Consider the following 25399-nt stretch of genomic DNA (forward strand, 5'->3'; position numbering starts at 1 on the left):
AGGATATGGATTACACGAATCATTTAACATCAATTGCCGGCGTGGATATTTATCCCTTGATATCGCTGATTATATTCTTTGTATTTTTTGTTTTACTGATTATAATTGTTGTAAGAATGCGCAAAGGATATATTGACGAAATGAAACAAATGCCGTTAGAGGATGACACACCGGAAAATAAAAAAATAATTAGCCAACATTAAAATTTACAGTAATGAATTTACTTTCAGAAAAATCAAAAAAAATAGTAGCAGTCGTTATATCACTCATTGCTCCATTAATGGTAATGGCAGCAAATGCAACAGAAGAAGCATCAAAAACATGGTTTATCGAAGAGCCTGTTTTTTGGGTGTTAATTGCAGTGGCTGCACTATTGTTATATCTTATTTATGCCTTAGGTCAATTATTGATTTTGGGCACAAAATGGAGAATAAGAGATAAAGGCGGCAAAGGAATGATGTTGTTAGCATTTGTTACCTGCACATTATTATCTGGTAACACATATGCACAATCTACCGGAGCTTCGGCTTCACAAACTTCAATCGTGAATGATCCCTATTTTCCATTATATATTTTAATTCTTGTTGAATTAATTATCGTTAGCTACTTATTATATAGCATAAGGGTGGCAGATCGAGCTCGCACACAGTATGGAAGAAAACTGGGAGTGTTATCAATGATGTGGAAGGGATTAAATCCGGCGAAACCTGTGGAGAAGGAGGAGGATATTTTATTAGGTGATCATGTGTATGATGGCATTCAGGAATTGGATAATGTGATGCCACCTTGGTTGCGTTTTTTATTTATTGCAACTATCATTTTTGCAGTAATTTATATTCCTTATTATTTTTTGGGATACGGACCAACACAAAAAGAGCGGTATGATGAATCTATAGCAAAAGCAGATGCGGCGAAGGAAGAACGTATGAAAACGGATGTGGCTTTGGTGGATGAAAATACAGTGGTCATAAATCAAGCACCAGAGATATTATCGGCAGGAAAAGAAATTTTTACAACCTACTGTTCGGCTTGTCATGGTAATGAAGGTGAAGGAGGTATTGGACCAAACTTCGCTGATGATTATTGGATACATGGAGGTTCCGTCAAAAATATTTTTGCAACTATTAAACACGGCGTTCCTGAAAAAGGAATGGCTGCATGGAATGAAATTCTTACACCACCACAAATAGCGGATGTGTGTAATTATATTATTTCTTTACATGGAACAAACCCACCAAACCCGAAAGAACCCCAAGGAGAAATTTGGAAAGGAGAAAGCGCAGCAACAGATTCTTCTGCAGCCACTTCAGATACAAGTGCAGTAGTGATGTTGGAGAAATAAGTAGGGAGTATTTCGTTTAATAAATTTATTTCGGGCTTATGAAAAATGAAGGAAAGGATTCGTTCAGAGATAAGATTTATACCGCTGATGAATCTGGGAAACGCAAATGGGTGTATGCTACAAAACCCTTCGGTAAATTTTATAACTACCGCACTATACTCACGGTTTTTTATATTGTGTTTTTCTTTTCAATGCCGTTTATAAAAGTGGATGGTCATCCGCTTTTTCTGTTTGATGTGTTAGAAAGAAAATTCATTTTATTTGGTGCAATATTCTGGCCGCAGGATTTTTTCATTTTCGCTGTCGGTATGCTGGCGTTTATGGTATTCATTGTTTTTTTTACTGTTGTTTTTGGTAGAGTGTTTTGTGGTTGGATTTGTCCGCAAACAATTTTTATGGAAATGATTTTTCGTAAAATTGAATATTGGATTGAAGGCACTGCGGAGAAGCAAAGAAAATTGGATGCACAACCCTGGAATCGTGAAAAAATATTTCGTAAAACTTCCAAGCATATTATTTTTTGGGTATTATCATTCATTATTGCAAATACATTTCTTGCTTACATCATTGGGATTGATAGTTTGTTTAAAATAATTTCAGAACCAATTTCAAAAAATGTAATTGGCTTTTTATCAATCATGGCATTTACCACCGTGTTTTATGGCGTGTTTGCTTTTGCACGGGAAATGGTGTGCACATTTGCTTGTCCGTACGGCAGATTGCAAGGTGTATTATTGGATAAACATTCTATTGTAGTAGCGTATGATTATGAGCGTGGTGAACCGAGAGGAAAAATTAAAAAAGGAGAGGAGCAATCGAATGGAGATTGTGTGGATTGCGGTTTATGTGTGCGTGTTTGTCCAACAGGAATTGATATTCGCAATGGTACTCAATTGGAGTGTGTGAATTGCACTGCTTGTATTGATGCATGTGATAGCATTATGGAAAAAGTGAATCGTCCGAAAGGATTAATTCGTTATGCATCAGAAAATAATATTGCATTAAAACAAAAAACAAAAATCACTCCCCGCATGATAGGTTATTCTGTGGTGTTGGTTTTATTACTGGGATTATTCAGTGTGTTATTAGCAACCAGAAAAGATATTGGTGCTGCAATTACCCGTGCGCAAGGACAATTATATCAGCAGCCCGACAGTTTGCATTACAGTAATTTATATACTATTAAATTGATTAATAAAACAGTGAAAGATGTGCCTGTTACATTGCGATTGGAAGATATCTCCGGTGAAATAAAAATGGTAACTCCGCAATTAAAAGTTACTTCCGAATCCATGGCTGAAGGTACTTTCTTTGTGATTTTATCTCCGGAACAAATACTACAACGCAGTATGGATATTCGTGTTGGTGTGTATTCAGGTGATAAGAAAATTGAAACAGTAAAAACTAAATTTTTCGGACCTGTATTACAATAGATAAATATGAATTGGGGTAAAAGCATAGTACTGGCATTTGTGATTTTTATAGGCTTCATTATGTATATCGTAATTCGATCTGCACAAGAAAGTGTAGATCTTGTTTCGGAAGATTATTATAATGAGGAATTAAAATATCAGGATGTGATTGATGCAGAAATAAATACTTTACCCTTTAAGGATTCTATTCGCATTGAACAAATTGCTCAAACTATTGAGATGGAATTTCCGGATGAAATTATTGTAGATGCTGAAGGTGAAATTTATTTTTTCAGACCGAATGATATAAAGCTGGATAAAAAAATTCTGTTGCAAACCGATGTTAATGGTTTGCAAATAATCGGTGCCGATCAATTTATTCCGGGCATGTATGTGGTGAAAGTAAATTGGAATAAAAACGGAAAAACATATTTCTATCAGCAGAATATTTTTTTATGATTGAGTTAATTGCTGCCGGATTTTTAATTGGATTTATGGGCAGCTTGCATTGTGTGGGTATGTGTGGTCCGCTTGCAGTAATGTTGCATGCAAATGCTCCCGGCAATCAAGTTGTAAATGGTATGCTGTATAATGCCGGAAGAATTATTACTTACACACTTTTGGGAGTCATCATTGCACTTATCGGAAAGACATTTATAGCAGCAGGTTTTCAGCAAGTAGTTTCTATAATTTCCGGTTGCATTATTTTACTTATTCTTTTTTTACCCATTGCATTAAAACAAAAAATCCCTGGCACTCGAATACTAAGAACTTTTGTAGGCAGAATGAAAAAATCTTGGTCAGGTATTTTAAAACAACACACTAAAACAAGTGTTCTTGCCGGTGGAATTATCAATGGATTTTTACCCTGTGGTTTAGTATATGTTGCATTGGTTGCTGCATTAAATGCACAGTCTATTGGTGGAGGTGCACTGTTTATGACGATGTTTGGTTTAGGCACTGTGCCCGCTATGTTTTTAGCAGGTACCGCAGGAAATTTTTTCAGTATGCCTTTGCGTATGCGCATTCGAAAAATAATTCCGGTATTTACTTTTCTTGTGGGTGTGTTATTGATATTGCGTGGACTCGGTTTAGGAATTCCTTATGTGAGTCCACATATGGATGCCAGCGGACATGTAATGGAATGTTGTAAAAATCCGAATGTAAAATAAATCAATCTACTTTTTTTGCATGCATATCACCACCTTGATGTAAAGTCATGCCTATTGTTTCACCGGCATCATTCAATTGAAAAGTAATAGAAGCATCCACAATTTTTAAAAAGAATTCTGTTTCATTTTCTGCAAACATTTCAAAAGCACCTTGGCCTGTTGCTTGTCCGAATAATTTGTTATCCTTAATAAAAATCTTAATAAAAAATCCACCGCCGAAATCATATTTACCTTCATATTTCTGCAATACTTCTTGTGGTAATTCTATTTCCATTCGTTCCGTGGGAATTGGAATATCTGTTTTCATTCCAATATCATTTGGACCATAATTACCAAACACATCAAACATATTTGTTGTCATAATTGATTTGTCTGCCGCATCATGTCCGAATTTTATCCTTGAAAATTTATCAGTAGTATAAAATTCATCATTACCCAAATAAGTAAGTTTATATTTTGCACCACCTGTCCGTTGTGCATATAAATTATTGCTATCAATTGTAAAATATCTGTAAATCAGTTCATCGGAATAATTGCTTACTAATCTTCCTCCGGTTCGGTTTACCTGATATGTTCCTGTATATTTTTTTAATTGTTCTGCATCTATCGGCACCGCATTTCCTGTAATATCAAAATGAAGTAGCTTATTTAAAATTTCATTCATCACACCATCCGGTCTTTGCTTTGTATTGTTGGTGAGCATCACTATATATAAGTGTTTTTCCGGAATACGAATGGCATCACTTAAAAAACCATTAATTGCACCGCCGTGTCGAATTATTTTTACACCGTTGTATTCGCCAACAGTCCATCCATATCCATAATTTGCATATTCACCGGTGCTTAATTTATAGTTGGTAAATGCTTGTTGAATGAGCTCCTGATTTAAAATTTTATTGGTATAAAGTGCATCATCCCATTTTAATAAATCATTCACATTGCTCACAATCTGCCCTGCAGCATACGGCCATGTCCAACTGAATTCAGAGGCAGGCATATAGTTAACCATACTGGGTTGATATCCATTTACAAATCGGGGAATTATTTTTTCTTTTGAACCTAAAGTTGTACTTGTCATTTTTAGTGGATCAAAAATATTTTTTTGCAGATAATCTTCGTAAGTCATTCCACTAACTTTTTCTATTATCATTCCTGCAAGATTGAAACCTGAATTGCTGTAACTCCAATCTGTTCCGGGCTCAAACATTAAGGGTGCATCTTGAAAAATGCCGACCATTTCTTTTAAAGTAATATCCTTATTAAACAATGTGCTAAACGTATCCATTTCAGTAAAACTTGGAATGCCGGCAGTATGCGTAAGCAGATTTTCTATAGTTATTATTTTATCATGCGAATTATAATCAGGCATATATAATTTGATGTCATCTTTTAAATTTAATTTGCCTTGTTGTACTAATTGAAGAATTGCAATTGCCGTAAATTGTTTGGTCATAGAGCCAATTGCAAATACATAATCTTCTTTCATCGGAACAGTGAGTTCCACGCTTGCCATTCCCAATACTTTTTGATAAATGGGTTTTCCTTCTTCTGCAATTAATAATACAGCTCCCGGTTCTATTGCAGAATAATTTGCATTTAATACACTGTCAATAAATTTTTCCGTAACACCGGAAATTGTTTGTGCATTTGCAGTAAAGAATAATGAACTTATGAAAAGGAGAAAGAAAATTTTTTTCATTTCAAGATTTTTGAATTGGATGATTTATTACTATTAAAGGTAGCGGTAAAAATATTATATATGTAGATACAAAAAAAAACACAGAGTGTTTGCTCCGTGTTTTAAAATGAATTAAAAATGTATTTAACTACCAATCATATTCAAAGCACTTCCTGCTTTAAACCATTTAATCTGTTGTGCATTATAAGTATGATTTACTGTTATAGAATCTTTACTTCCATCCGCATGATTTAAAACAACAGTAAGTGGAACGCCGGGTGCAAAATTTGTTAACCCGATGATGTCAATGTTATCATCTTCCAATACTTTATCATAATCATTTTTATCATCGAAAGTCAATCCAAGCATACCTTGTTTTTTAAGATTGGTTTCATGGATACGTGCAAATGATTTTACTAAAATTGCACGCACACCCAAATGTCTTGGTTCCATTGCCGCATGCTCCCTGGATGAACCTTCACCATAATTTTCATCACCTACAACTATACTTCCTATGCCGGCAGCTTTATATGCTCTTTGCACATTGGGAACAGAATTATATTCTCCGGTTAATTGATTTTTTACAGTATCTGTTTTCTCATTGAAAAAATTAATTGCACCAATCAACATGTTGTTTGAAATATTATCCAGATGCCCTCTGAATTTTAACCAGGGACCCGCCATAGAAATATGATCTGTTGTACATTTTCCTTGTGCTTTAATCAACAGTTTTAATCCTTTTATATCTGTTCCTTCCCATGCAGGAAATGGTGCTAATATTTGCAAGCGATTTGATTCCGGACTAATAATTACTTCAATACCCGACCCATCAATTGCAGGTTCTAAATAACCCGGATCTTTTACATCAAATCCTTTAGTAGGTAATTCAATTCCAACAGGTTGATCTAACATCACCATCTTTCCTTCATCATTCATCAATGCATCGGTAAGTGGATTAAAAGTGATATCACCTGCAATTGCAAGTGCGGTAACTATTTCCGGTGAAGCAACAAATGCATGGGTATTTGGATTGCCGTCATTGCGCTTTGCAAAATTTCTATTGTAAGAAGTAAGGATAGTATTTTTTTTATCAGGATCATTGGTATGTCTTGCCCATTGACCAATGCAAGGACCGCAAGCATTTGCCAAAACAACACCGCCCATTTTTTCAAAATCATCAAGTAAACCATCTCTGGCAACTGTGAATCTTATCTGCTCCGAGCCCGGTGTAATTGTAAATTCACTTTTTGCTTTTAATTTTTTAGCAACTGCCTGACGTGCTATACTTGCAGCACGAGTTAAATCTTCATAACTGCTGTTAGTGCAACTTCCTATTAAGCCAACCTCCAAAATTTTTGGCCAGCCATTCACTATTACCGCATCTTTTAATTTACTTATCGGCCAGGCAAGATCAGGTGTGTAAGGTCCATTTACAAAAGGCTCCAATTCATCCAGATTTATTTCTATAACCCTATCAAAATACATTTCAGGATCTGCATACACTTCCGGATCTCCGGTTAAATGTGCTTCCACTGCATCGGCTAATGCAGCAACATCAGAGCGTCCGGTTGCATTTAAATATCTGCTCATACTTTCATCATAACCAAATAAAGAAGTAGTTGCGCCTATCTCTGCACCCATATTACAAATAGTACCTTTTCCTGTGCACGAAATATTTTTAGCTCCTTCACCAAAATATTCTACAATTGCACCGGTTCCACCTTTCACAGTTAATATTCCGGATACTTTTAATATCACATCTTTGGCACTAGTCCATCCACTCATTTTTCCTGTGAGTTTCACCCCGATGAGTTTCGGCATTTTCAATTCCCAAGGGAAACCTGCCATCACATCCACTGCATCAGCGCCACCAACACCAATCGCCACCATTCCTAATCCACCTGCATTCACTGTATGACTATCGGTTCCAATCATCATCCCACCAGGAAATGCATAATTTTCTAAAACTACTTGATGAATAATTCCGGCACCGGGTTTCCAAAAACCAATTCCATATTTATTAGAAACAGAAGCTAGGAAATCAAATACCTCTTTATTGGAATCCACTGCATTAGCCAAATCTTTGCTTGCACCCACTTTAGCCTGAATTAAGTGATCGCAATGCACGGTAGAAGGCACGGCAACTTTTTTCTTACCGGCACTCATAAATTGCAGTAGCGCCATTTGTGCTGTTGCATCTTGCATTGCTACACGATCGGGTGCAAAATCCACATAACTATTTCCTCTTTCATAAATGCTATGGGCAGCACCTTCGGAAAGATGACTGTATAATATTTTTTCAGTGAGGGTAAGTGGTTTATTTAATACTTTGCGGGCAGCGGTAATTTTTGTTGGAAGTTGTTCATATAACTCCTTAATCATTTCAATATCAAATGCCATAATAAACTTGAAATTTTATAGTGAAGAAAATCATTAAAAAAAATTGAAGTCAAAATATCTTAAATGTTGTTGCGAAGCATAAACTATCTTGCATGTTCATTTAAATTTGCTACATACAAAGTTAACACAATACAAAATGGATAGGTTTATAAATATTCAATTTTATAGTTACAAAAATTTAAATAGTGAGCTTACTTGAAAATATATTCGTTGCACTGCGATCAATAAAAGGAAATTTATTACGCACTGCGCTTACCGTAACTATTATTGCTTTTGGATTAATGGCATTGCTTGCAATTCTGACATCTATCGAAGCATTGAAGTCCAGCATCAATAAAAATTTTGCAACGTTGGGAGCCAATTCATTTAGTATTCGCAATAGCGGTGAAATTGATGGTGGTGATATGAGTGATAACAATAAAGAAAGACCGGAGATTAGTAAAAGAGAAGCAGAATTATTTCAGGAAAAATATGAATATCCTGCAATTGTATCTATTAGTTATATACCCTTCAATGGTTTTGCAAAATTAAAAGCAGGAGATAAAGAAACAAATCCGAATGTAACAGTAATGGCAGTGGATGATAATTATATAAGTATCAGTGGTTATGAAATTGGATTTGGCAGATGGTTTACTTCGGGTGAAGTAGATTATGCTGCACGCACAGTTGTACTCGGCAGCGATGTGGTCACGAAATTATTTGGAGAGGTAGATCCTACGGGAAAAGGAATCACAATTCAAAATCAACCCTTCCGCATTATAGGCACTTTTAAAGGAAAAGGAAATAGCATGATGTCGTCGGATAACATTGTATTTATCCCGGTAAATACTTCCAGGTCTTTATTTCCTGCCAATGAAACCAGTTATGTAATTACAGTAGGGGTGAATGAAGTAATTGATTTGGAACCTGCTATAGGTGCAGCTACAGGCGCTATGCGACAAGTGCGCAAATTAAATGTGCGTGAGAGCAATGATTTCAGTATTATGAAAAGCGATAGCATTGTAAATATCGTTTTGCAAAATATTTCTTATGTAACTATCGGTGCAATTATTATCGGCATGATTACTTTATTAGGTGCCGCCATCGGATTGATGAATATTATGTTAGTTCAGGTAAATGAACGCACCCGGGAAATAGGTATTAGCATGGCTTTAGGTGCAACAGGTGCAGTTATTAAAATGCAATTTTTAATCGAAGCAATTACAATCTGTTTAATAGGGGGTGCATTGGGAATTTTATTGGGGGTGCTTTCTGGTAATGCAGTCGCTTCGTTTTTCGATGTAAGTTTTTTCATTCCTTGGGTTTGGGTGTTTGCCGGCTTGGTACTCACTTTTATCACCGGACTTGCTGCCGGATATTATCCTTCTGTGAAAGCATCTAAGCTAGATCCGATAGAGGCATTGCGATACGAATAAATAGCCAAAAAAAACCCTTTATAACTTGCGCCATAAAGGGTTTTTATTATTCTCCAACCTTTTTTATTCTTCCACTACTTCAAACTGTACATCCACTTTAGAATCCTTTTGAAGATTAATCGTTGCGGTGTAAGTTCCAAGAGTTTTTACATCTTCAGGTACTTGTATTTTTTTGCGGTCAATCTCAACACCAAGTTGTTTTTTAATTGCTTCGGCTAATTGTACATTGGTTACGCTTCCAAATATTTTATCACTCTGGCCCACTTTAGCACCCACTTTAATTACAGTTTCTTTAAAGCGGTCCATCATGCCCTGAATTTGAACTAATATCTTTTGTTCTTTTTTGTCGGTTTGACGTTGACGTTCTTTCAACATATTCAAATTGCCCTCATTTGCAATCATGGCTAATTTGTTAGGTAACAGGTAATTCCTGCCATATCCGTCTTTCACTTTAACCAGGGTATTTGCATCGCCCAGTTTTTCTACATCCTTTAATAGTATTACTTCCATAACAATTTCTTATTTATAAAGATCAGTAACATAAGGCATTAAAGCAATCTGGCGGGCACGCTTTACAGCTTGAGCCACACGACGTTGGAACTTCAATGAATTACCAGTTAATCGGCGAGGTAAAATTTTACCTTGCTCATTCACAAATTTCAATAAGAACTCAGGGTTCTTATAATCAATGTATTTTATCCCGCTTTTTTTAAAACGACAATATTTCTTGCGCATCATCCCCAATTTAGGGGCAGCGAGGAATCTTATATTTTTTGAACTAGCCATTTGCCTCTTATTATTCGTTTGATTCAGTTACAGCTTTTGTTTTCTTTTCTGCTTTTCTTCCAATTTCACCACGGCGCTTGCGCTCATTGTAATCTGTAGAGAATTTATCCAATTTGATGGTCATGAATCTCAATATATTTTCATCACGGGTAAATTGCAATTCTAATTTTGCAACCGTATTGTTCTCACCTTTGTATTCCAATACAAGGTAAATACCTGTGGTTTTCTTTTTAATAGCATAAGCCAGTTGGCGTAAACCCCACTGTTCTTCATGCACTATTTCGCCGCCATTGGCTTTTATAATATCTTTATAAGCATCGGCTGTGCGCTTAAATTCTTCATCGCTAAGTATAGGAGTGAATATTACTACGGTTTCGTACTGAGTCATTTGTATGAATTGTTCAATTTCAAAATGGAACGCAAAGTTAGTGAAATGCAATCTAATTAACCAAACACAAGAAAATATAATAATACAGCTACATGCACCTGTTTTCCACATTGGCTTATTTCGGAGATTTAAATTGAGGTGTTTTGTATATATAATAGGGGTGGAAGATGCAGTGCATCTCTAGGATTTATACATTCTTTTAAAGCTTTTCCTCAAAGTCTTGTCTATACAATTACATGTATTTTTGTGGCATGCAAACCGTAAAGACAGGCGATTTAAAACTGGGAATTCTGGGTGGAGGGCAATTAGGCAAAATGCTGATTGAAGCCGCCAGCAACTGGAATATCCAATGTTATGTGCTGGATCCGGACGCAGAATGTTCTTGTGCACATTTAGCTTTTCATTTTACTTGTGGCAGTTTTAAAGACTATGAAACAGTTTATGCCTTTGGTCAAAAGGTTGATAAAATTACCATTGAGATAGAGCATGTGAATGTGGAGGCATTGCAACAATTAAAAGAAGAAGGAAAAATTATTTATCCCGATCCGGAGGTTTTAAAAATTATTCAGGATAAAGGCAAGCAGAAATTATTTTATGAAGACAATGAATTGCCAACTGCTTTTTTTCAGGTATTAGAAGACAAACAAGAAATAATAGATCTGGTGCATGAGGGAAAAATAAATTTGCCCTTTGTTCAGAAATCTTGTAGGTCGGGATATGATGGAAAAGGCGTGCAGGTAATTCGCAATGAATCTGATCTTGATAATCTGTTGGATGGTGAAAGTGTGATAGAAGATTTAATTGATTTTGAAAAAGAACTTGCTGTAATTGTTGCTAGAGATCACAATGGAAATGTAACAGTATTTCCAGCGGTGGAAATGGAATTTCATCCAACTGCAAATCTTGTTGAATTTTTATTTGCACCGGCGAATATTAGAGAACAACATGCGCACATGGCAGAAGTAATTGCTACTGAAACTATCCGTGCATTTAATGTAGTGGGAATTCTTGCAGTAGAAATGTTTTTAACTCGTGATGGTGAAGTATTGATTAATGAAGTAGCTCCTCGTCCACATAATAGCGGTCATCATACTATCGAAGCGAATTTCACTTCACAGTATGAACAATTATTGCGCTGCATTTTTGATTTGCCACTTGGAAGCACAGCAATGCGCTCGCCGGCGGTTATGGTGAATTTATTGGGTGAGGATAATTATATGGGCACTGCAATTTATTCAGGCTTACCGGAATGTCTTGCACTTGAAGGTGTGTATGTACATCTCTATGGAAAAAAAGTAACAAAACCATTTCGGAAAATGGGACATGTTACAATTATTAATAATGAAATGGAAGTAGCAAAAGAATTAGCAAGATTTGTAAAAGACAATTTAAAAATTATTGCATGAGCAAAACAACAGGCACTACAAAAAAACCTTTAGTGGGAATTATTATGGGAAGCGATTCTGATTTAACTGTTATGCAACAAGCAGCAGATATACTCGCAGAATTTGGTATTGCTTTCGAAATGGATATTGTTTCTGCGCATCGCACTCCAAAAAAAATGTTTGACTATGCATCCAAAGCACATACTCGAGGAATACAAGTAATTATTGCCGGTGCCGGTGGTGCAGCGCATTTGCCGGGGATGGTTGCCAGCATTAGTCCATTGCCGGTTATTGGTGTTCCAATAAAATCCTCAAATTCAATGGATGGTTGGGATTCTATACTTTCAATATTACAAATGCCCAATGGTGTTCCTGTTGCAACAGTAGCATTAAATGCTGCTATGAATGCAGGAATACTTGCTGCACAAATTATCGGAAGCAGCAATGATGTAATTCAAAAAAAGATTTTGAATTACAAAGAAGCATTAGGTAAAAAAGTAGAAGAAAAATCTAAGAAAATAAAAATGTGATTGCACTTTAATTTAATTTTTATGTAGGTTATTAGAACTGATAAAATGTAGAATATTTTTGTTTTGATTATAACAGTTTAAGAAAAATTCAGCCATTAATTTCAAGAATAGCCACGAATAAAAAAATCACGAATAAAATAAAAGCCTTAGGCTGATCTGATTTTGTAGGGTTAAAATATTAATCAATCGTTTGAATAATTTGCATTTCCTTTTCCATTGCAACAATTCCCCGATTTAATTTTTTTTCATTGAACATCATAAAAATTATAGCCGCAACAAAACAAAGCCCTGCACCAAAAACGCCGGATAATCGAATCCCTAATTCTTCAAACGGAATATTGGGAAACAACTGCGCCAGCATTTTTCCTGTGGGATGTTCATTATCTATTCCAATTAAAATTGTAAATACTGCAATTCCCAATGTTTGACCAAACTGTATAAATAAACTGCGAATTGCAAAGTAGGTAGCCTCTTTATTTTGTTTTGTTTTAAACGAATCTAAATGAGTTATCTCCGCTAAAATTACTGGTGGTAATATACCGAGCAATGCTAAAGGCAAACTCATAAGTGCACTTAATATTATTGCTTCCATATCATGTTGCAACCCAAATCTACCCAGATAGAAAATAGATAGAAATAAAAAGCTAACTGCAAATAACGACATCACTATTAAAATCTTTTTTGAATAGCGTTGTGCTACCCAATTCACTGCAGGATACCAAATCCATGAACCGACAACCATTACTAAAATCATAACTGTTGCCATAGATTCGGGCAGATCTAGTAATACAGTTACATAATACAATGCACCCGTGCCCATTGTAGTAATTGAAATAAAGTATGTAAAATCTGCAACTAAGTATATCAAGAAACTTTTATTGCTGAGCACAGGCGCCAGATTTTTAAATAAAGATCCCTCTGCAGGATGTGCAATACAATATTTCTTTTCATTAATTCCAAATGCAGTTATTGCCATAAAAATAACAGCAACAAAAAAATTAATCCATATTGAAAATTGAAATGCCCGCAGTGGATTTACGTGTAATTCATCTCTGAAATATTCAAACATGCCGGGGCCGAATGCAGCGATAATCCAACCTAATACAAATCCAAAATTCTGATAAGTACTCAAGCGTAATTTTTCTAAACTAGTATGTCCTAATTCAGGAAGCATGGCATTATAAGGAATAATATAAACGGAGACAAACAGGTTGAAAATGATTTGAATAAAAACAAGCCACCAAATATTACCCATACTTTCAAATTTAGTTGCGGGTACAAACAACAGAATTCCTGCAATCAAAATCGGTAATAAAGTCCAGCGCATAAAAACAATACGTCTTCCTTTTTTATGTTTACTGCGATCGCTAAACCATGCAATTACCGGATCAATAACAGCATCCCAAATACGGGAAGAAATCATTATCAAACTCATTGCATTCACAATTCCCAACACTCCGATTTTTGGAATAAGATTTATTAATCCTGTTTCTTCCGGCGGTTGATAGAAGTAAACCAACATTACAGCAACCGAGCTTGTAAGCACACTCCAGCCTAGCATTCCGCACGCATACGTAAGTTGGCCACGAAGGGGGAGGGTTTCGATTTTCCTGGTCTCAGTCAAAGTGGGCGTAAAGTTATATAAACCCATTATTGTAAATCCAAAGATTTTGAAGTTTTAAAATAAAGGGCTTAATACAAGTGGCTTTCACATCTTAAGTGAGTGGAATGCCGATAATGTAAGCAGTACTCTTATTTTTGTTTGGAATCAGAGATGCAGATACGTAAAACTTTTATCCAGCTGTTTGGTGCCCCCGCATCCATTATTCCTCTCTCACCTTTAATTTCTATTACAGGACAGCGGCTGATTGTTCCGGTATATCATGTGATAACGGATGAGTATTTGCCCCATATAAAAAATCTATATAACTATAAAAATAGTGCAGTCTTTGAAAGCGATTTGGATTTTATTTTAAAACATTACAAACCGGTGGATGTGCAATCAGTAATAGCGCATGTAAATAAAACCAAAGAAATAATTGGCAACGCATTTTTATTGACTTTTGATGATGGCTTGCGTGAATTTCATGATGTGATAGCTCCAATCCTTTTGCGCAAAGGAATTCCTGCAGTTTGTTTTTGCAATACAGATTTTATTGATAACAGAGATTTGTTTTTCCGCTATAAAGTAAGTTTACTGATTGATCAAATTTCTAAGAATAAAAAAGTATTACAACAACCGGAAATTAAAGCATGGTTTCAAATAAATTTTAATGCCGATGTTACACATTTTAAATCTGCATTATTAGGAATGCGATATTCTGAAAAATCATTTTTGGATAATTTGGCAAGTGAAATAGATTTAGATATAAATGCATTTCTTCAAAATAATCAACCGTATTTAACATCAGAGCAAATAAGCAGTTTACAAAGCAAAGGTTTTGCGTTTGGTGCGCATAGTAAGGATCATCCGGAATATAGATTTATATCCATAGAAGAACAAGTAGAACAAACTACTTCTAGCTTAGAGGTAATGCAAAAAAAATATAATGCATCAGAATCTTTATTCGCATTTCCATTTACAGATTATGGGGTAACAAAATTATTTTTTGATAAAATTGCCGCAATGGAAAATTCACCAACACTTACTTTTGGTTGTGCCGGATTAAAGCAGGATTGTATTGCTAATAATTTGCAACGCATTCCATTAGAAATTGCAAACAAAAGTGCGGAAGAAATACTGACAACAGAATACATATATTTCATTGCAAAATCATGCATCAATAAAAACAGAATAACAAGGGATTGATGGAAATTAAATTTTTAAATAAAATCACTTTACAAGAATTTATTGAATCTGATCAGTTTAATAGGATGCCTGTAATTCCTATTTCAAAACATCGTGCAATTTCACATATTAACAATCCTGCAAATACACCCGAAGATATTTTATTATTTCTTGCTTTTATAAATAATGAAATGGTGGGTTATCTTGGAGTGCTGGCAGATGATATTCTATTAGGTGCAAATAATAAAATGCATTGTGGTTGGATGAGTTGTATCTGGGTTTCAGAACAACATCGTGGAAAAAAAATTGCGCAACAATTATTAGCAGCAAGTTTCAAAACCTGGGATAATAAATTAATTGCCACTGAATTTACATTACCCGCCAAAGTATTGTATGAAAAAACAAATCATTTTGCTGAGATGAAAATTTTAAACGGTGTACGTTTATATTTAAGAAGTGATTTAAAGTATATACTTAATAAAAAGGGTGGTTGGTTGCAAAAATTAAAACCATTTTGGACCATCGCTGATTCTATAATTAATTTTGTTGGAGATATACGTTTTAGAAATATTCCTGCCTTGCCAAATAATTTTCAAGTAAACATTGGCAATGAAATTTCTGAAGAAGCATCTGCATTTATCAATAAACAAAATCAATACAACCTATTTCAGCGCAATGCAGATGCATTACAATGGATGTTGCAATACCCATGGATAATTAGACCCCATGAAGGTGATGACCAAACAAGCCGTTATCATTTTACAGCCACAGATAAAAGTTTTGATTTTATTCCTGTTGAAGTCAAGGATATAGAAGGGAATATTTGTGCTTTTATATTATTTGCAAAAAGATCAAACAACCTTACTTTGCCTTATTGTTTTTTTACTTGTAATGCAGATATTGTGGTAAGTATCATTCAGCATTACATGAAAGTTTTAGCTATTAATACATTCACTGTTTATCATGCGTCTATTGCTGAAAAGTTAAAACAGCAGCCAATGCAAGTACTTTGGAAAAAGGAAGTGAAAAGGAGCTATTTTATTTCGAAAGAATTATTTCAACAACTGACTTTGAAAGAATTACATTTGCAGGATGGAGATGGTGATTGTGCATTTACTTAATGAAATAGTACAAATTGAAAAGTTGTTTTCATATTAAAATATTAATAGGTATACATGCAGTTATCAAGTAAAAAGTATTTTGCAGAAGGAGATATTAAGTCCGTAAATTTATTCATGTTTTTTTTACTCATTTTCCATTGTTTTTTTCTTTCTGCATTATCGGATAATGTTTTGACAATTTATTCCAGAGTAAGTTTTAACCTGATTATTATAACTAGTTTTTTTAGTGTTGAAAAAGAATTCAGGGGAATTTCTGGCCCTGCTATCGCTATTGCGTTTATCACCTATTGGCTTGCTTATTTTTTCGATAAAGATTTTATCGTTGTTATTTCTTCAGTATTATTAGCAATCGTTTTTATTATTACTGTATTTAATTTATTGCGGCAAGTTGCTTCTAAAAAAACTGTTTCTGCCGATACTTTAATACAGGCTATTAGCGGATATCTGTTAATCGGTATTGTATTTTCATTATTGTTTACCTTGATAATTCGAGTAAATCCCGAGTCAGTAAATTTTGCTATGAATAAAGGCGATGGAAATAACGTAGTTATTCTGGATACTTTGTATTTTACTTTTATTTCACTCGCCACAGTTGGGTATGGAGATTTTTTACCCGTATCTCCTTTTGCTCGCTCCATGTCTGCATTTATGGGAATCACCGGTCAAATTTATATTGCCACTGTAATCGCATTATTGATAGGAAAATTTTCCTCTTCAAAAACTTAAATACAATACAATTTTATTATACCGAACAAACAATTATTTAATGTAAAAAAAATCATTTTATGAAAGCTTTAGTTGAAAACCGACGTATTGTCGAAGTGGTAATAATCATACTTTTATTATTACTTCTACTTGTTTCTTTGTTTCATATAATTACCCCGTTTATTGGTGTATTTGCGTATGTAGCTATTTTGAGTGTGCCGCTACACGGGCCATTTGAAAAGTTAGTGCGCTTAGTAGGTAATCGACGAAAACTTGCAGGATTTATTTACGGATTTATTGCAGTTTGCATTATTGTTATACCCTTTATTTTTCTCACTGGATTTTTAGCAGATAAAGTAGATATTGTAATTGATTGGTTTAAAAATGCAAAAGAAAATGGTGTGGGTCCATTGCCGGAATGGGTTTCCGGAATACCGGTGGTTGGTGGAAAGATTGCTGCATTTTGGACGTCTGTTGAAGCAAATCCTGCAGGTACAATTCAAAAATACGAACCACAAATTCTTGGATTTCTTACAGGCTTTTTATCTAAAGGTGCAGGTTTGATTGGAGCCGCTTTGGAAATAGTAGTCGCCGTTATAATTTCAGCCGTAGTATTAACAAGTGGTTCTAAAGTATTGAATCCCTTACATGATCTTATGCGCAAATTATTGGGTGATCCTAATGGAGAAGAGATATTAGATGCTACCGGCAGGGCTATTAAAGGTGTAACTGTTGGCGCTTTGGGTACAGCAATTATTTGTGCAGTGGCAGCATGGATTGGATATGCAATTGTAGGGTTACAATTTGCCGTGTTGTTTGCGATAATTACTTTTCTTTTAGTGCTAGTTCAGGTAGGTCCACTATTAGTTTGGTTACCTGTTACATTTTATGTTGCCAGTTTAGGCAATATTGGCAACACCATTTTTATTGCTATTTATGGCGTTGTAGTTTTATTGGGAATTGATAATATTCTTAAACCAATTCTTATAGGTAGAAGTGGAAAGATGCCCGTGCTCGTTTTATTTCTCGGTGTAATTGGCGGTATGATAGCATGGGGATTTACAGGGATGTTTAAAGGCGCAATTATCCTAGCTATATTCTATACTTTAATTACAAAATACTTGGCAAAGGATAATACTAAAATTGAGGAAGTACCGGAATTACCACAGAGATAGAAAATTTGTTTTCCAGGTAGAAAACTATCAATATGTTTTTAAAATATAGTCTCAGATTTTTATCGGGAAGAATTATAATCATCTAATTCTTTCCGATAAAAATTATCTTATACCTGCACGGAAATTAAAATTGCCCAACACTTTTGTTCCTTCAATTTCATTTAATAAAAGCAAAAGCAATTCATTAAAATATCTCGCTTGATTTTCATACAAATCATTTTCACCTAATATCATATCCTGATTATCTGCAACACCATTTACAAAGGCTTCTTCCAATAAATCAATATTATTTTCTGCAAGTCTTAAATTGATTTCTGCAAAGCTGTATCGCTCCACAGATTTTTTTAATTTGAAATAGGTTGTTTGCCTTTCATTCTCATACTCATTTATAAATTGCGTATAGGAATGCATTGTTTGCATGGACTCTATAGTTCTTTGTTCCACCGCCCGTTTCACATCCATTCCATTAAACACAGGTATGTACATATTTAAACCAATGTAGGCATAAGGTTGCCATCTTTCAGACTGAAATAATGCATCGAAAGAATCTGATGCAGGTAAAAATCCCAAAGAACCTTCAGCACCTATACTCGGTTGATATCTGGATTTTTCAAGACTTATAGATTCATTGGCTAATGAAATTTGAGTTTGAATAATCTTACTTTCAATGCGGGAATTGGGATCAGAAGTTTTTAAATTATTCATGGTTTCAGAAGCATTTAAAACTATTTCATCAATGCCATAGGCATCTGTAAGAATCATGCTGTCTGGTTCTAAATAATTCATTTGAAATTGTAATGCTAATAGTGATTCATTAAAACTATTGATTACATCTGCCAATTCACTTTTCATGCGATTAGAAGTTACCAGCACTCGATTTACTTCTAACGCAATGCCGGCACCTTCCTCATATTTTATTTTAGTCAATTCAGTTAAAGTATCTATCCTCTCAATATTTTCACTGAGAAAGCGAGCTTGTATTTCAAATAATCTGCAACTGATATATGCTTTATATATTCCACTGATTAAATCAATTCTGAAACTCCACATTTCCTGTTCCTGAAGAATTCTGTTTTGTGCATTTAAATTATAACTACTTTGATAAGCGCCATCAAAAATGAGCTGACTTAAATTAAAATTCGGATACCATGCATTGTTATAACCGGAGGGAACGGCAAGTGGCTCACCAATAGGTAAATCATCGGGAGCGAAAAAACTTCCTCCTTCAATAATTTGATTTCGCTGAGCAAGATAATATTGAAATGCAGCAGTGATATCCGCTCGGGGAATATAACTTCCTTTTACTCTTTGCAAATCCAAATCACTTAAACTTGTATCCGCAGATACAATTTGTAAAATCGGATTATTTGCAAAAGCATATTCAATACATTGTTCAAGTGTAAAACTCTTCTGCGAAAAAAGAGATGATTGAAACAGCATAAAAACAATTACAACTGACCACCGCAAATGATATGGTTTTTCTTTAAACATGGTTATGCATTTTAGAATGTTGAATTTGAAATTTATTGGCAATCCACTGTAAATTATTAATTAACCACAGTAAAAAAATAAGGCATGCAAATGCAATACATATTATAGATGCAATATGAAATGTTTGCATCATACCTTTAAAAAATGCCTGCAATTGAAAAGTGCCTGTCATTGCTTTGATAGCAGCTTGATATGCTGAATCAGGATCATATCCTTTGCTGAGATAGAATGCTTTAAAACCGGAAAGTCGTTGACTGAAAACAGAGTCGCCAGCATTAGTATATCTTATCATTGCATTGAAATTCGCCACTCTTCTATAATCAATTATTCTGGTTAAATCCACTGCTGCAATCGCAATTCCTAACAAGAAAAGTACACTGCGGAAATTTCCCACTTTGGCAATTTTTTCGGGAGGCACACTTTTCATCGCAACAATTATTACACTCAATGCAATAAAGGCTGCACCCAGCATACAGACTAAAGACGGTGTTATAATATTATTGATATAAAATTGAGTATTCAATTGTGAAAATTGATTGCAGGCAAATGCAATACACAGTAAACCGGCTATCATCATCCAAAACGCATTTACTTTTTTAGCAAGCAGAATTACGCCTAATAATATACTTACAAATAACAGCAAGGCAAGCAAACTAATAAATACCAAAATATCGCTAAACGACATTTGTAATATACCTCCTAATAATTTCGCTATCATATTAAAATTGAAAACAAACACAACTCCACTTAAAAAGGAAATAAAAAATGCAGCAATAAAACTTGGATATTTGAATAAGGTGGTATCGAAAATTGGATTTGTATGCGTGAAGCCACGAATGAATAATATAGTTGCGCTAATAATAAAAATACTAATACTGCTTGTAATATAAATGCTGCTTAATCCACCAAATGCATCCCAATACATTACAGTATACAGCATTGAAAAAATAAGAATTGCAAAAGGAAAAATGCTTAACCAGTCAACTTCAATACTTTCTTTTTGTTCACGAACAGGAATGAAAAAGAATGCAGATAGGAAAACTGTACTCATTATTGGTACACTTAACACATAAGTAAATCGCCATCCGAAATCTTCAAGAAATGAGCTGTTAATTGCAAGGCTTAAACATATTCCAACTATAGTAGCAGCAAGACTTATAATGGAACCTAATGGTTTTTCTTTTCCCTGATAGGTTGCTATAAATAATAATCCTGCCACTGCTTGCATAAATCCATTTGCGAAGCCTGCGGTAATGCGTGCACATAATAAAATTGAAAATGAATTTGTATAAATAGAAATTATTGTTGCAATTAAAAATATAAACGCACTACAAATAAATAACCACTTGTTTCCAACCCATTTAATAATTACTATTCCAACTATGCTTGTAATAATTGCAGCAGCATGAAAGCCTCTCAACAACCACAATGCATCTTCACTGCTTACACCAAATTGACTGCGGACATAAGAAAAAGCAACACTCTGTCCCATGTAATTAAAATAGCAAATAATTAAAATGAGAAAAAAGTAAATTCTTTTTTGTGCTATACTTTTCATTGTGTTATTGCTGCTCACTTATAATGTTACCATTACGCTGAAACCAGGTCTGAGAAGTTCTTTTGCTTTTTGTAAATCTTCAAAAATTATTTTTACCGGAACACGCTGAATTACTTTCACATAATTACCTGTAGCATTATCGGGTGGCACCAATGCGAATTTAGATCCTGTTGCTGCGCCAACCGTTTCCACAATTCCAAAAAATTCTTCATCGGGATAGGCATCTACTTTTAGTTTTACTTTTTGTCCGATAGGGAATTTTGAAATTTGTGTTTCTTTAAAATTTGCAGTTACCCAAATATTATCAGATTGCACAATTGAAAATATTTGCGTACCTGAACGCACCATCTGTCCGGTTTGCACACTTCTTTTCGAAACATATCCGGTAGCAGGGGATAGCACAGTGGAAAAGAGTATGTTTCTTTTCAATATTTCTATTTGATTTTGTTGTGTAGCTATATTTAATTTGCTCAGCTCTGCTTCTTTTTCTGCATCTAATAAACCTACTTCTGTTTGTCTTAATTTGTCATTTGCATTCTCTAAATTTAAAATGGCTTTTTTATAAGTCTCCTCGGTAAATTCAAATACCTGCACCGAAACAACTCCTTTATCCTTAAGTACTTTGTTGCGTTTATAATTTATTTCTGAATAGGCAAGATCAGATTCATGAATTTGTATTTGCTGCTTTGCAATTTTCTCATCAATTTTTTTTGAATCTAAAACAATTAACGAGCGTTCGAGATTTGTTTTGGAAATATGCAATGCAGTTTCTGCCTGAAGTAATTGCAAGTGATAATCAATAGTATCTAATTGTACTAATGTATCTCCCTTGTTCACCAACTGATTATCTTCTACATATATTTTTTCTGCAAATCCATCAGTACGAGTTAACACAGGCGCAATATCGCCATCCACCATAGCGTCATCTGTGCGGTTTTTGTTATTGTAAAAACTCAGGATGAGCCAATAAATTAATATAAGGGAAAGGGTGATAATAAATATGATAAGAAAGGTACGGGTGTTCGATTTCATCTCTGCATAGTTATGAATTGTAAAAGTATAACTATAAAATTAGGGAATGGAAAAGTGATGATGGTTGCAAACTATTGAAACCAAATGTGATTTGAACTTGAATTTCATGCGTTATATTAAATTGAATAATTGCACTTATCAATCAGCAACTCGCAGACAACTTTTTTTGAAATAAAGTCACGTTCTATTATTTTGTCGATATATAAATTTATCAAATTCCTCACTTTTAGCGAAGAGTAAAGTGAGTTTTAAATTTGAACAAAAAAATATCAACAGGATTTCATCTTGGGGATTTTGCGAAATAAATTACTACCCTTATTTTCTATTCGTATTTCTGTTTGGTCTGCGGCGATTGAAATTATTTTGCCTCCTTGCGCCGGGATTGTATTCAGGAACAGCACCTAACTCAGGTGGCAGATCTAATTTTTTTACAGGATATCCAATGAGGTCTTCTATACTTTTAAATTTTCTTTGATCTTGCTCATTAATAAATGTGAGTGCAACTCCTGTAGTATCTGCTCTTGCAGTTCTTCCTACACGATGAATGTAATCTTCTGCATCGCCGGGCACATCATAGTTCAATACTAATCCAATGGAATCTATATCAATTCCTCTGGATAAAATATCTGTTGCTACCAGTACATGTAACTGTTTACTACTGAATTTCCTCAACACATCTTTTCTTTGATTTTGATCAAGGTCAGAATGAATTGCGGCAGCATCTATTTTTAATTTGCGCAATTCTATTTCTAATCGTTTTACTTTTTCTTTGGTAGATGAAAAAATTAAAACAGTGGCAATTTTTTTTCCGGTAAGCAAGGATTTTACTAAAGGTATTTTTTGATCTTCGAATAATACATATGCTCCTTGCATAACACCTTCGGCAGGTTTGGATGTGGCAATATTTATTTCCTGTGGATTAGTTAATAATTTATTGGCAAGTATGCGGATTTTAGGTGGCATCGTTGCTGAAAAAAATAGGGTTTGTCTTTTCTTCGGCAGCTTGGAAATAATGCGCATGATATCATCATTAAATCCCATGTCGAGCATGCGGTCTGCTTCATCTAAAACAAGATGTTGTAAATTATCAAAGTTGCCATAGCCCTGACTGATATGCGAAAGCAATCTTCCCGGTGTGGCAATAATAATATCGGCACCTTCACGCAATGCTTTTTTTTCTTGTTCAAACATAATTCCGTCATTGCCACCGTAAACAGCAATTGAACTTGCTCGGGTAAAATACGCAAATGCCTGAATGGATTCATCAATTTGCAATGCTAATTCCCGTGTAGGAACAATCACTAATGTATTGATAGAGTTATGTCCGTTCAAAACTATTTTATGTAAAATCGGCAATAGAAATGCCGCTGTTTTTCCGGTGCCTGTTTGCGCACAGGCAATCAGATCTTTTCCTTCTAAAATAATTGGAATAGCTTGTTCCTGAATAGGAGTGGGCGATTCGAATCCAATTGAATCAAGCCCGTCATAAATCTCCTGCACTAAGTGGAATTCGTTGAAAGTCATTATCTGCAAAGTTAGATATTTACAGACTGAGTGTTAATCAATGCAGCTTTACCCATTTATTTTCCAACTACTTTTGCAAAAAATATACAAAGCACAATGCTTACAAAGCGCAATTTCTCAAAAATAATTCTCATCATACTGAGTGTATCTCTACTGTTCGCTGCCTGTAAATCAAAGGTGCAAAAGAAGGATAGATCTCTGGAAGAAATGCAATCCCAGCAAAGTGGTAGTTACACGCCTATTTTAGAATCGGCAGATACCGTCGTATTATTTAAAACTATTGATACGGTAAACCTTCATCTCAATATTTTTTATCCTGATAGTATGCAGTCGGACACTTTATTGCCTTGTATGATTTTCTTTTTTCCCGGAGGATTTATTCATGGCTCACCGGATATGTTTGAAGATCAGGCAAAATATTTTGCATCTAAAGGTTTGATTACTGTATGTGCGGATTACAGAGTTATTGCACGAAATAAAATTACCGCAATTGAAAGTTTGAAAGATGCAAATTCTGCAATGCGTTGGTTGAGACAATACGGTACCGGTTTGCAAATTGATACCAATAGAATTATTGCTTCCGGTGGTTCTGCCGGTGGTGTGCTATGTATTTTAACTGCTTTGGATAATCCGATTGGCGATGATGCTTCTGACGATTTATCCTTTAGTACCAAACCCAATTATATGGTGTTGTTTAATCCGGTAATAAATTTGGAAGAGTTTGAATTCAGAATAAGAAAATTTAATGGAAATGCAGAGGCATTAAATCCATATCAATTTTTAAATATAGCAATGCCACCAACTATTATAATGCATGGCACTGATGATGAACTTGCAGGATATTTTTATGCAAAGAAGTGGGTAGAGAGCATGCAACAATTAGGTAGTGATGCGGAACTGATTACTTATGAAGGTCAGAAGCATGGTTTTTATCAACGCAATAATGCCAATGGTTTTTATTATGATGCTACTTTAAATGAAGCAGAAAATTGGCTGAGAAAACAAGGGCTTATTAAATAGCAATTGACTTAAAAAAGTTGACAGTTGACAATTGACAATGAAAAAAAAACTCATTACTGATTACTCATTATTGATTTTATTACTCACTATTCACTACTCACTACTCACCATTCACTTTTCACCACTCACTTTTTTAACCACATAGATATCATAGGTACATAGAAGTTTTTTTTCAAGAGGAGAAATCAAAAAAAAAAAAAAAAAAAAAAAAAACCCCAATAAAAAAAAAAAAACTTTTTTGTGCAACCATATGGCTCATTTAATTTAAAAAAATTTAAAGTAACGGACATCTTTATTCGAGGAGAGGGGGGGGGGGGGGGGGGGGAATACATAAACGAAAACTTTTTTTTTTTCAAGAAGAGAAATCATTTAACAACATTTGAATTAGATATCTTCCTTTAACACTAAGTAAAACGTTATCTATGTATCTATATCACCTAAGTGGTTAATTTTTTTTTATTTCCGAGAAGAAAATAA

Annotated in this window: 23 protein-coding genes; 13 read left to right on the forward strand and 10 right to left on the reverse strand. The window is 34.5% G+C overall.

All coding sequences use genetic code 11. The features are described from left to right. The first annotated feature begins 5 nt into the window (after nucleotides 1-5). From IPN31_07990 to IPN31_08010, 5 genes are read left to right on the forward strand one after another with little or no spacing between them, the layout of a single operon-like run. Nucleotides 6-203, forward strand: coding sequence for a hypothetical protein (locus IPN31_07990; protein ID MBK8681829.1), 198 nt, complete (start codon nucleotides 6-8; stop codon nucleotides 201-203). 11 nt (nucleotides 204-214) lie between these two features. After that, nucleotides 215-1342, forward strand: a complete 1128-nt coding sequence (locus tag IPN31_07995; protein ID MBK8681830.1) for a c-type cytochrome — start codon at nucleotides 215-217, stop codon at nucleotides 1340-1342. A 38-nt stretch (nucleotides 1343-1380) separates the two neighbouring features. Beyond that, nucleotides 1381-2775, forward strand: a complete 1395-nt coding sequence (ccoG, locus tag IPN31_08000; protein ID MBK8681831.1) for a cytochrome c oxidase accessory protein CcoG — start codon at nucleotides 1381-1383, stop codon at nucleotides 2773-2775. Nucleotides 2776-2781: 6 nt separating this feature from the next. After that, a complete protein-coding gene (locus IPN31_08005; protein MBK8681832.1) occupies nucleotides 2782-3213 on the forward strand; it encodes a FixH family protein in 432 nt (143 codons plus the stop codon). After that, nucleotides 3210-3926 carry a sulfite exporter TauE/SafE family protein gene (locus tag IPN31_08010; GenBank protein MBK8681833.1) on the forward strand — a complete coding sequence of 239 codons (717 nt, stop codon included), beginning with the start codon at nucleotides 3210-3212 and terminating at the stop codon, nucleotides 3924-3926. The genes IPN31_08005 and IPN31_08010 overlap by 4 nt, the downstream gene beginning before the upstream one ends. Before the next feature lies 1 nt (nucleotide 3927). Here IPN31_08010 and IPN31_08015 read toward each other — a convergent pair whose 3' ends face one another. After that, nucleotides 3928-5625, reverse strand: coding sequence for a serine hydrolase (locus IPN31_08015; protein MBK8681834.1), 1698 nt, complete (start codon nucleotides 5623-5625; stop codon nucleotides 3928-3930). A 123-nt stretch (nucleotides 5626-5748) separates the two neighbouring features. After that, entirely contained in the window at nucleotides 5749-8004 is a 2256-nt protein-coding gene (locus IPN31_08020) for an aconitate hydratase (GenBank protein MBK8681835.1), read from the reverse strand. A gap of 185 nt (nucleotides 8005-8189) precedes the next feature. On the opposite strand from IPN31_08020, the gene IPN31_08025 reads away from it, so the two are divergent. Next, nucleotides 8190-9419, forward strand: a complete 1230-nt coding sequence (locus IPN31_08025) for an ABC transporter permease (protein ID MBK8681836.1) — start codon at nucleotides 8190-8192, stop codon at nucleotides 9417-9419. A gap of 63 nt (nucleotides 9420-9482) precedes the next feature. Here the strand turns inward: IPN31_08025 and IPN31_08030 are convergent, their stop codons facing one another. Genes IPN31_08030 through rpsF form a run of 3 tightly spaced genes read right to left on the reverse strand, consistent with a single transcriptional unit; the run spans nucleotide 9483 to nucleotide 10593 of the window. Continuing rightward, the gene (locus IPN31_08030; GenBank protein MBK8681837.1) at nucleotides 9483-9929 is read right to left on the reverse strand and encodes a 50S ribosomal protein L9; all 447 of its coding nucleotides are present in this window, start codon (nucleotides 9927-9929) and stop codon (nucleotides 9483-9485) included. Nucleotides 9930-9938: 9 nt separating this feature from the next. Continuing rightward, nucleotides 9939-10205: a 30S ribosomal protein S18 gene (locus IPN31_08035; GenBank protein ID MBK8681838.1), complete on the reverse strand. Its 267-nt coding sequence runs from the start codon at nucleotides 10203-10205 to the stop codon at nucleotides 9939-9941. Nucleotides 10206-10215: 10 nt separating this feature from the next. Beyond that, a complete protein-coding gene (rpsF, locus tag IPN31_08040; protein MBK8681839.1) occupies nucleotides 10216-10593 on the reverse strand; it encodes a 30S ribosomal protein S6 in 378 nt (125 codons plus the stop codon). Between the two features lie 251 nt (nucleotides 10594-10844). Between rpsF and IPN31_08045 the strand changes: the two genes are divergently transcribed. After that, the gene (locus IPN31_08045; protein MBK8681840.1) at nucleotides 10845-11999 is read left to right on the forward strand and encodes a 5-(carboxyamino)imidazole ribonucleotide synthase; all 1155 of its coding nucleotides are present in this window, start codon (nucleotides 10845-10847) and stop codon (nucleotides 11997-11999) included. Further along, on the forward strand, nucleotides 11996-12508 hold the full coding sequence (gene purE, locus IPN31_08050) for a 5-(carboxyamino)imidazole ribonucleotide mutase (GenBank protein MBK8681841.1): 513 nt from the start codon (nucleotides 11996-11998) through the stop codon (nucleotides 12506-12508). The genes IPN31_08045 and purE overlap by 4 nt, the downstream gene beginning before the upstream one ends. Before the next feature lie 178 nt (nucleotides 12509-12686). Here the strand turns inward: purE and IPN31_08055 are convergent, their stop codons facing one another. After that, nucleotides 12687-14069 carry an MFS transporter gene (locus tag IPN31_08055; protein MBK8681842.1) on the reverse strand — a complete coding sequence of 461 codons (1383 nt, stop codon included), beginning with the start codon at nucleotides 14067-14069 and terminating at the stop codon, nucleotides 12687-12689. Between the two features lie 213 nt (nucleotides 14070-14282). Here IPN31_08055 and IPN31_08060 point away from each other — a divergent pair, with 213 nt between their 5' ends. Genes IPN31_08060 through IPN31_08075 form a run of 4 tightly spaced genes read left to right on the forward strand, consistent with a single transcriptional unit; the run spans nucleotide 14283 to nucleotide 18297 of the window. Beyond that, complete coding sequence (locus IPN31_08060) at nucleotides 14283-15317, forward strand: polysaccharide deacetylase family protein (protein ID MBK8681843.1); 1035 nt, start codon at nucleotides 14283-14285, stop codon at nucleotides 15315-15317. Then, complete coding sequence (locus IPN31_08065) at nucleotides 15317-16417, forward strand: GNAT family N-acetyltransferase (GenBank protein ID MBK8681844.1); 1101 nt, start codon at nucleotides 15317-15319, stop codon at nucleotides 16415-16417. The genes IPN31_08060 and IPN31_08065 overlap by 1 nt, the downstream gene beginning before the upstream one ends. Before the next feature lie 54 nt (nucleotides 16418-16471). Then, nucleotides 16472-17143 (forward strand): hypothetical protein, encoded by a 672-nt coding sequence (locus IPN31_08070; protein ID MBK8681845.1) that lies wholly within the window; start codon nucleotides 16472-16474, stop codon nucleotides 17141-17143. A 59-nt stretch (nucleotides 17144-17202) separates the two neighbouring features. Then, nucleotides 17203-18297, forward strand: coding sequence for an AI-2E family transporter (locus tag IPN31_08075; protein MBK8681846.1), 1095 nt, complete (start codon nucleotides 17203-17205; stop codon nucleotides 18295-18297). Between the two features lie 102 nt (nucleotides 18298-18399). Here the strand turns inward: IPN31_08075 and IPN31_08080 are convergent, their stop codons facing one another. The 4 genes from IPN31_08080 to IPN31_08095 form a co-directional block, all read right to left on the reverse strand. Further along, entirely contained in the window at nucleotides 18400-19788 is a 1389-nt protein-coding gene (locus tag IPN31_08080; GenBank protein MBK8681847.1) for a TolC family protein, read from the reverse strand. After that, nucleotides 19781-21280: an MFS transporter gene (locus IPN31_08085; GenBank protein ID MBK8681848.1), complete on the reverse strand. Its 1500-nt coding sequence runs from the start codon at nucleotides 21278-21280 to the stop codon at nucleotides 19781-19783. Before IPN31_08085 ends, IPN31_08080 begins: the two co-directional genes overlap by 8 nt. An 84-nt stretch (nucleotides 21281-21364) precedes the next feature. Then, a complete protein-coding gene (locus IPN31_08090; GenBank protein ID MBK8681849.1) occupies nucleotides 21365-22378 on the reverse strand; it encodes an HlyD family secretion protein in 1014 nt (337 codons plus the stop codon). Between the two features lie 315 nt (nucleotides 22379-22693). Next, nucleotides 22694-23902: a DEAD/DEAH box helicase gene (locus IPN31_08095; protein ID MBK8681850.1), complete on the reverse strand. Its 1209-nt coding sequence runs from the start codon at nucleotides 23900-23902 to the stop codon at nucleotides 22694-22696. Nucleotides 23903-24079: 177 nt separating this feature from the next. Here IPN31_08095 and IPN31_08100 point away from each other — a divergent pair, with 177 nt between their 5' ends. Continuing rightward, nucleotides 24080-24922 carry an alpha/beta hydrolase gene (locus IPN31_08100; protein ID MBK8681851.1) on the forward strand — a complete coding sequence of 281 codons (843 nt, stop codon included), beginning with the start codon at nucleotides 24080-24082 and terminating at the stop codon, nucleotides 24920-24922. The last annotated feature ends 477 nt before the right edge of the window (nucleotides 24923-25399 follow it).

The organism is Bacteroidota bacterium, from assembly GCA_016715425.1.
Classification (GTDB): Bacteria; Bacteroidota; Bacteroidia; order Chitinophagales; family BACL12; genus JADKAC01.

Coding starts and splice junctions, on each gene's coding strand:
- rpsF (MBK8681839.1), bottom strand. CDS start 10,593: ATGACTCAGTACGAAACCGTAGTAATATTCACTCCTATACTTAGCGAT.
- IPN31_08045 (MBK8681840.1), top strand. CDS start 10,845: ATGCAAACCGTAAAGACAGGCGATTTAAAACTGGGAATTCTGGGTGGA.
- IPN31_08015 (MBK8681834.1), bottom strand. CDS start 5,625: ATGAAAAAAATTTTCTTTCTCCTTTTCATAAGTTCATTATTCTTTACT.
- purE (MBK8681841.1), top strand. CDS start 11,996: ATGAGCAAAACAACAGGCACTACAAAAAAACCTTTAGTGGGAATTATT.
- IPN31_08065 (MBK8681844.1), top strand. CDS start 15,317: ATGGAAATTAAATTTTTAAATAAAATCACTTTACAAGAATTTATTGAA.
- IPN31_08005 (MBK8681832.1), top strand. CDS start 2,782: ATGAATTGGGGTAAAAGCATAGTACTGGCATTTGTGATTTTTATAGGC.
- IPN31_08055 (MBK8681842.1), bottom strand. CDS start 14,069: ATGCTAGGCTGGAGTGTGCTTACAAGCTCGGTTGCTGTAATGTTGGTT.
- IPN31_08075 (MBK8681846.1), top strand. CDS start 17,203: ATGAAAGCTTTAGTTGAAAACCGACGTATTGTCGAAGTGGTAATAATC.
- IPN31_08010 (MBK8681833.1), top strand. CDS start 3,210: ATGATTGAGTTAATTGCTGCCGGATTTTTAATTGGATTTATGGGCAGC.
- IPN31_08095 (MBK8681850.1), bottom strand. CDS start 23,902: ATGACTTTCAACGAATTCCACTTAGTGCAGGAGATTTATGACGGGCTT.
- IPN31_08080 (MBK8681847.1), bottom strand. CDS start 19,788: ATGTTTAAAGAAAAACCATATCATTTGCGGTGGTCAGTTGTAATTGTT.
- IPN31_08090 (MBK8681849.1), bottom strand. CDS start 22,378: ATGAAATCGAACACCCGTACCTTTCTTATCATATTTATTATCACCCTT.
- IPN31_08060 (MBK8681843.1), top strand. CDS start 14,283: ATGCAGATACGTAAAACTTTTATCCAGCTGTTTGGTGCCCCCGCATCC.
- IPN31_07995 (MBK8681830.1), top strand. CDS start 215: ATGAATTTACTTTCAGAAAAATCAAAAAAAATAGTAGCAGTCGTTATA.
- IPN31_08030 (MBK8681837.1), bottom strand. CDS start 9,929: ATGGAAGTAATACTATTAAAGGATGTAGAAAAACTGGGCGATGCAAAT.
- IPN31_08085 (MBK8681848.1), bottom strand. CDS start 21,280: ATGGGACAGAGTGTTGCTTTTTCTTATGTCCGCAGTCAATTTGGTGTA.
- IPN31_08020 (MBK8681835.1), bottom strand. CDS start 8,004: ATGGCATTTGATATTGAAATGATTAAGGAGTTATATGAACAACTTCCA.
- ccoG (MBK8681831.1), top strand. CDS start 1,381: ATGAAAAATGAAGGAAAGGATTCGTTCAGAGATAAGATTTATACCGCT.
- IPN31_08035 (MBK8681838.1), bottom strand. CDS start 10,205: ATGGCTAGTTCAAAAAATATAAGATTCCTCGCTGCCCCTAAATTGGGG.
- IPN31_07990 (MBK8681829.1), top strand. CDS start 6: ATGGATTACACGAATCATTTAACATCAATTGCCGGCGTGGATATTTAT.
- IPN31_08070 (MBK8681845.1), top strand. CDS start 16,472: ATGCAGTTATCAAGTAAAAAGTATTTTGCAGAAGGAGATATTAAGTCC.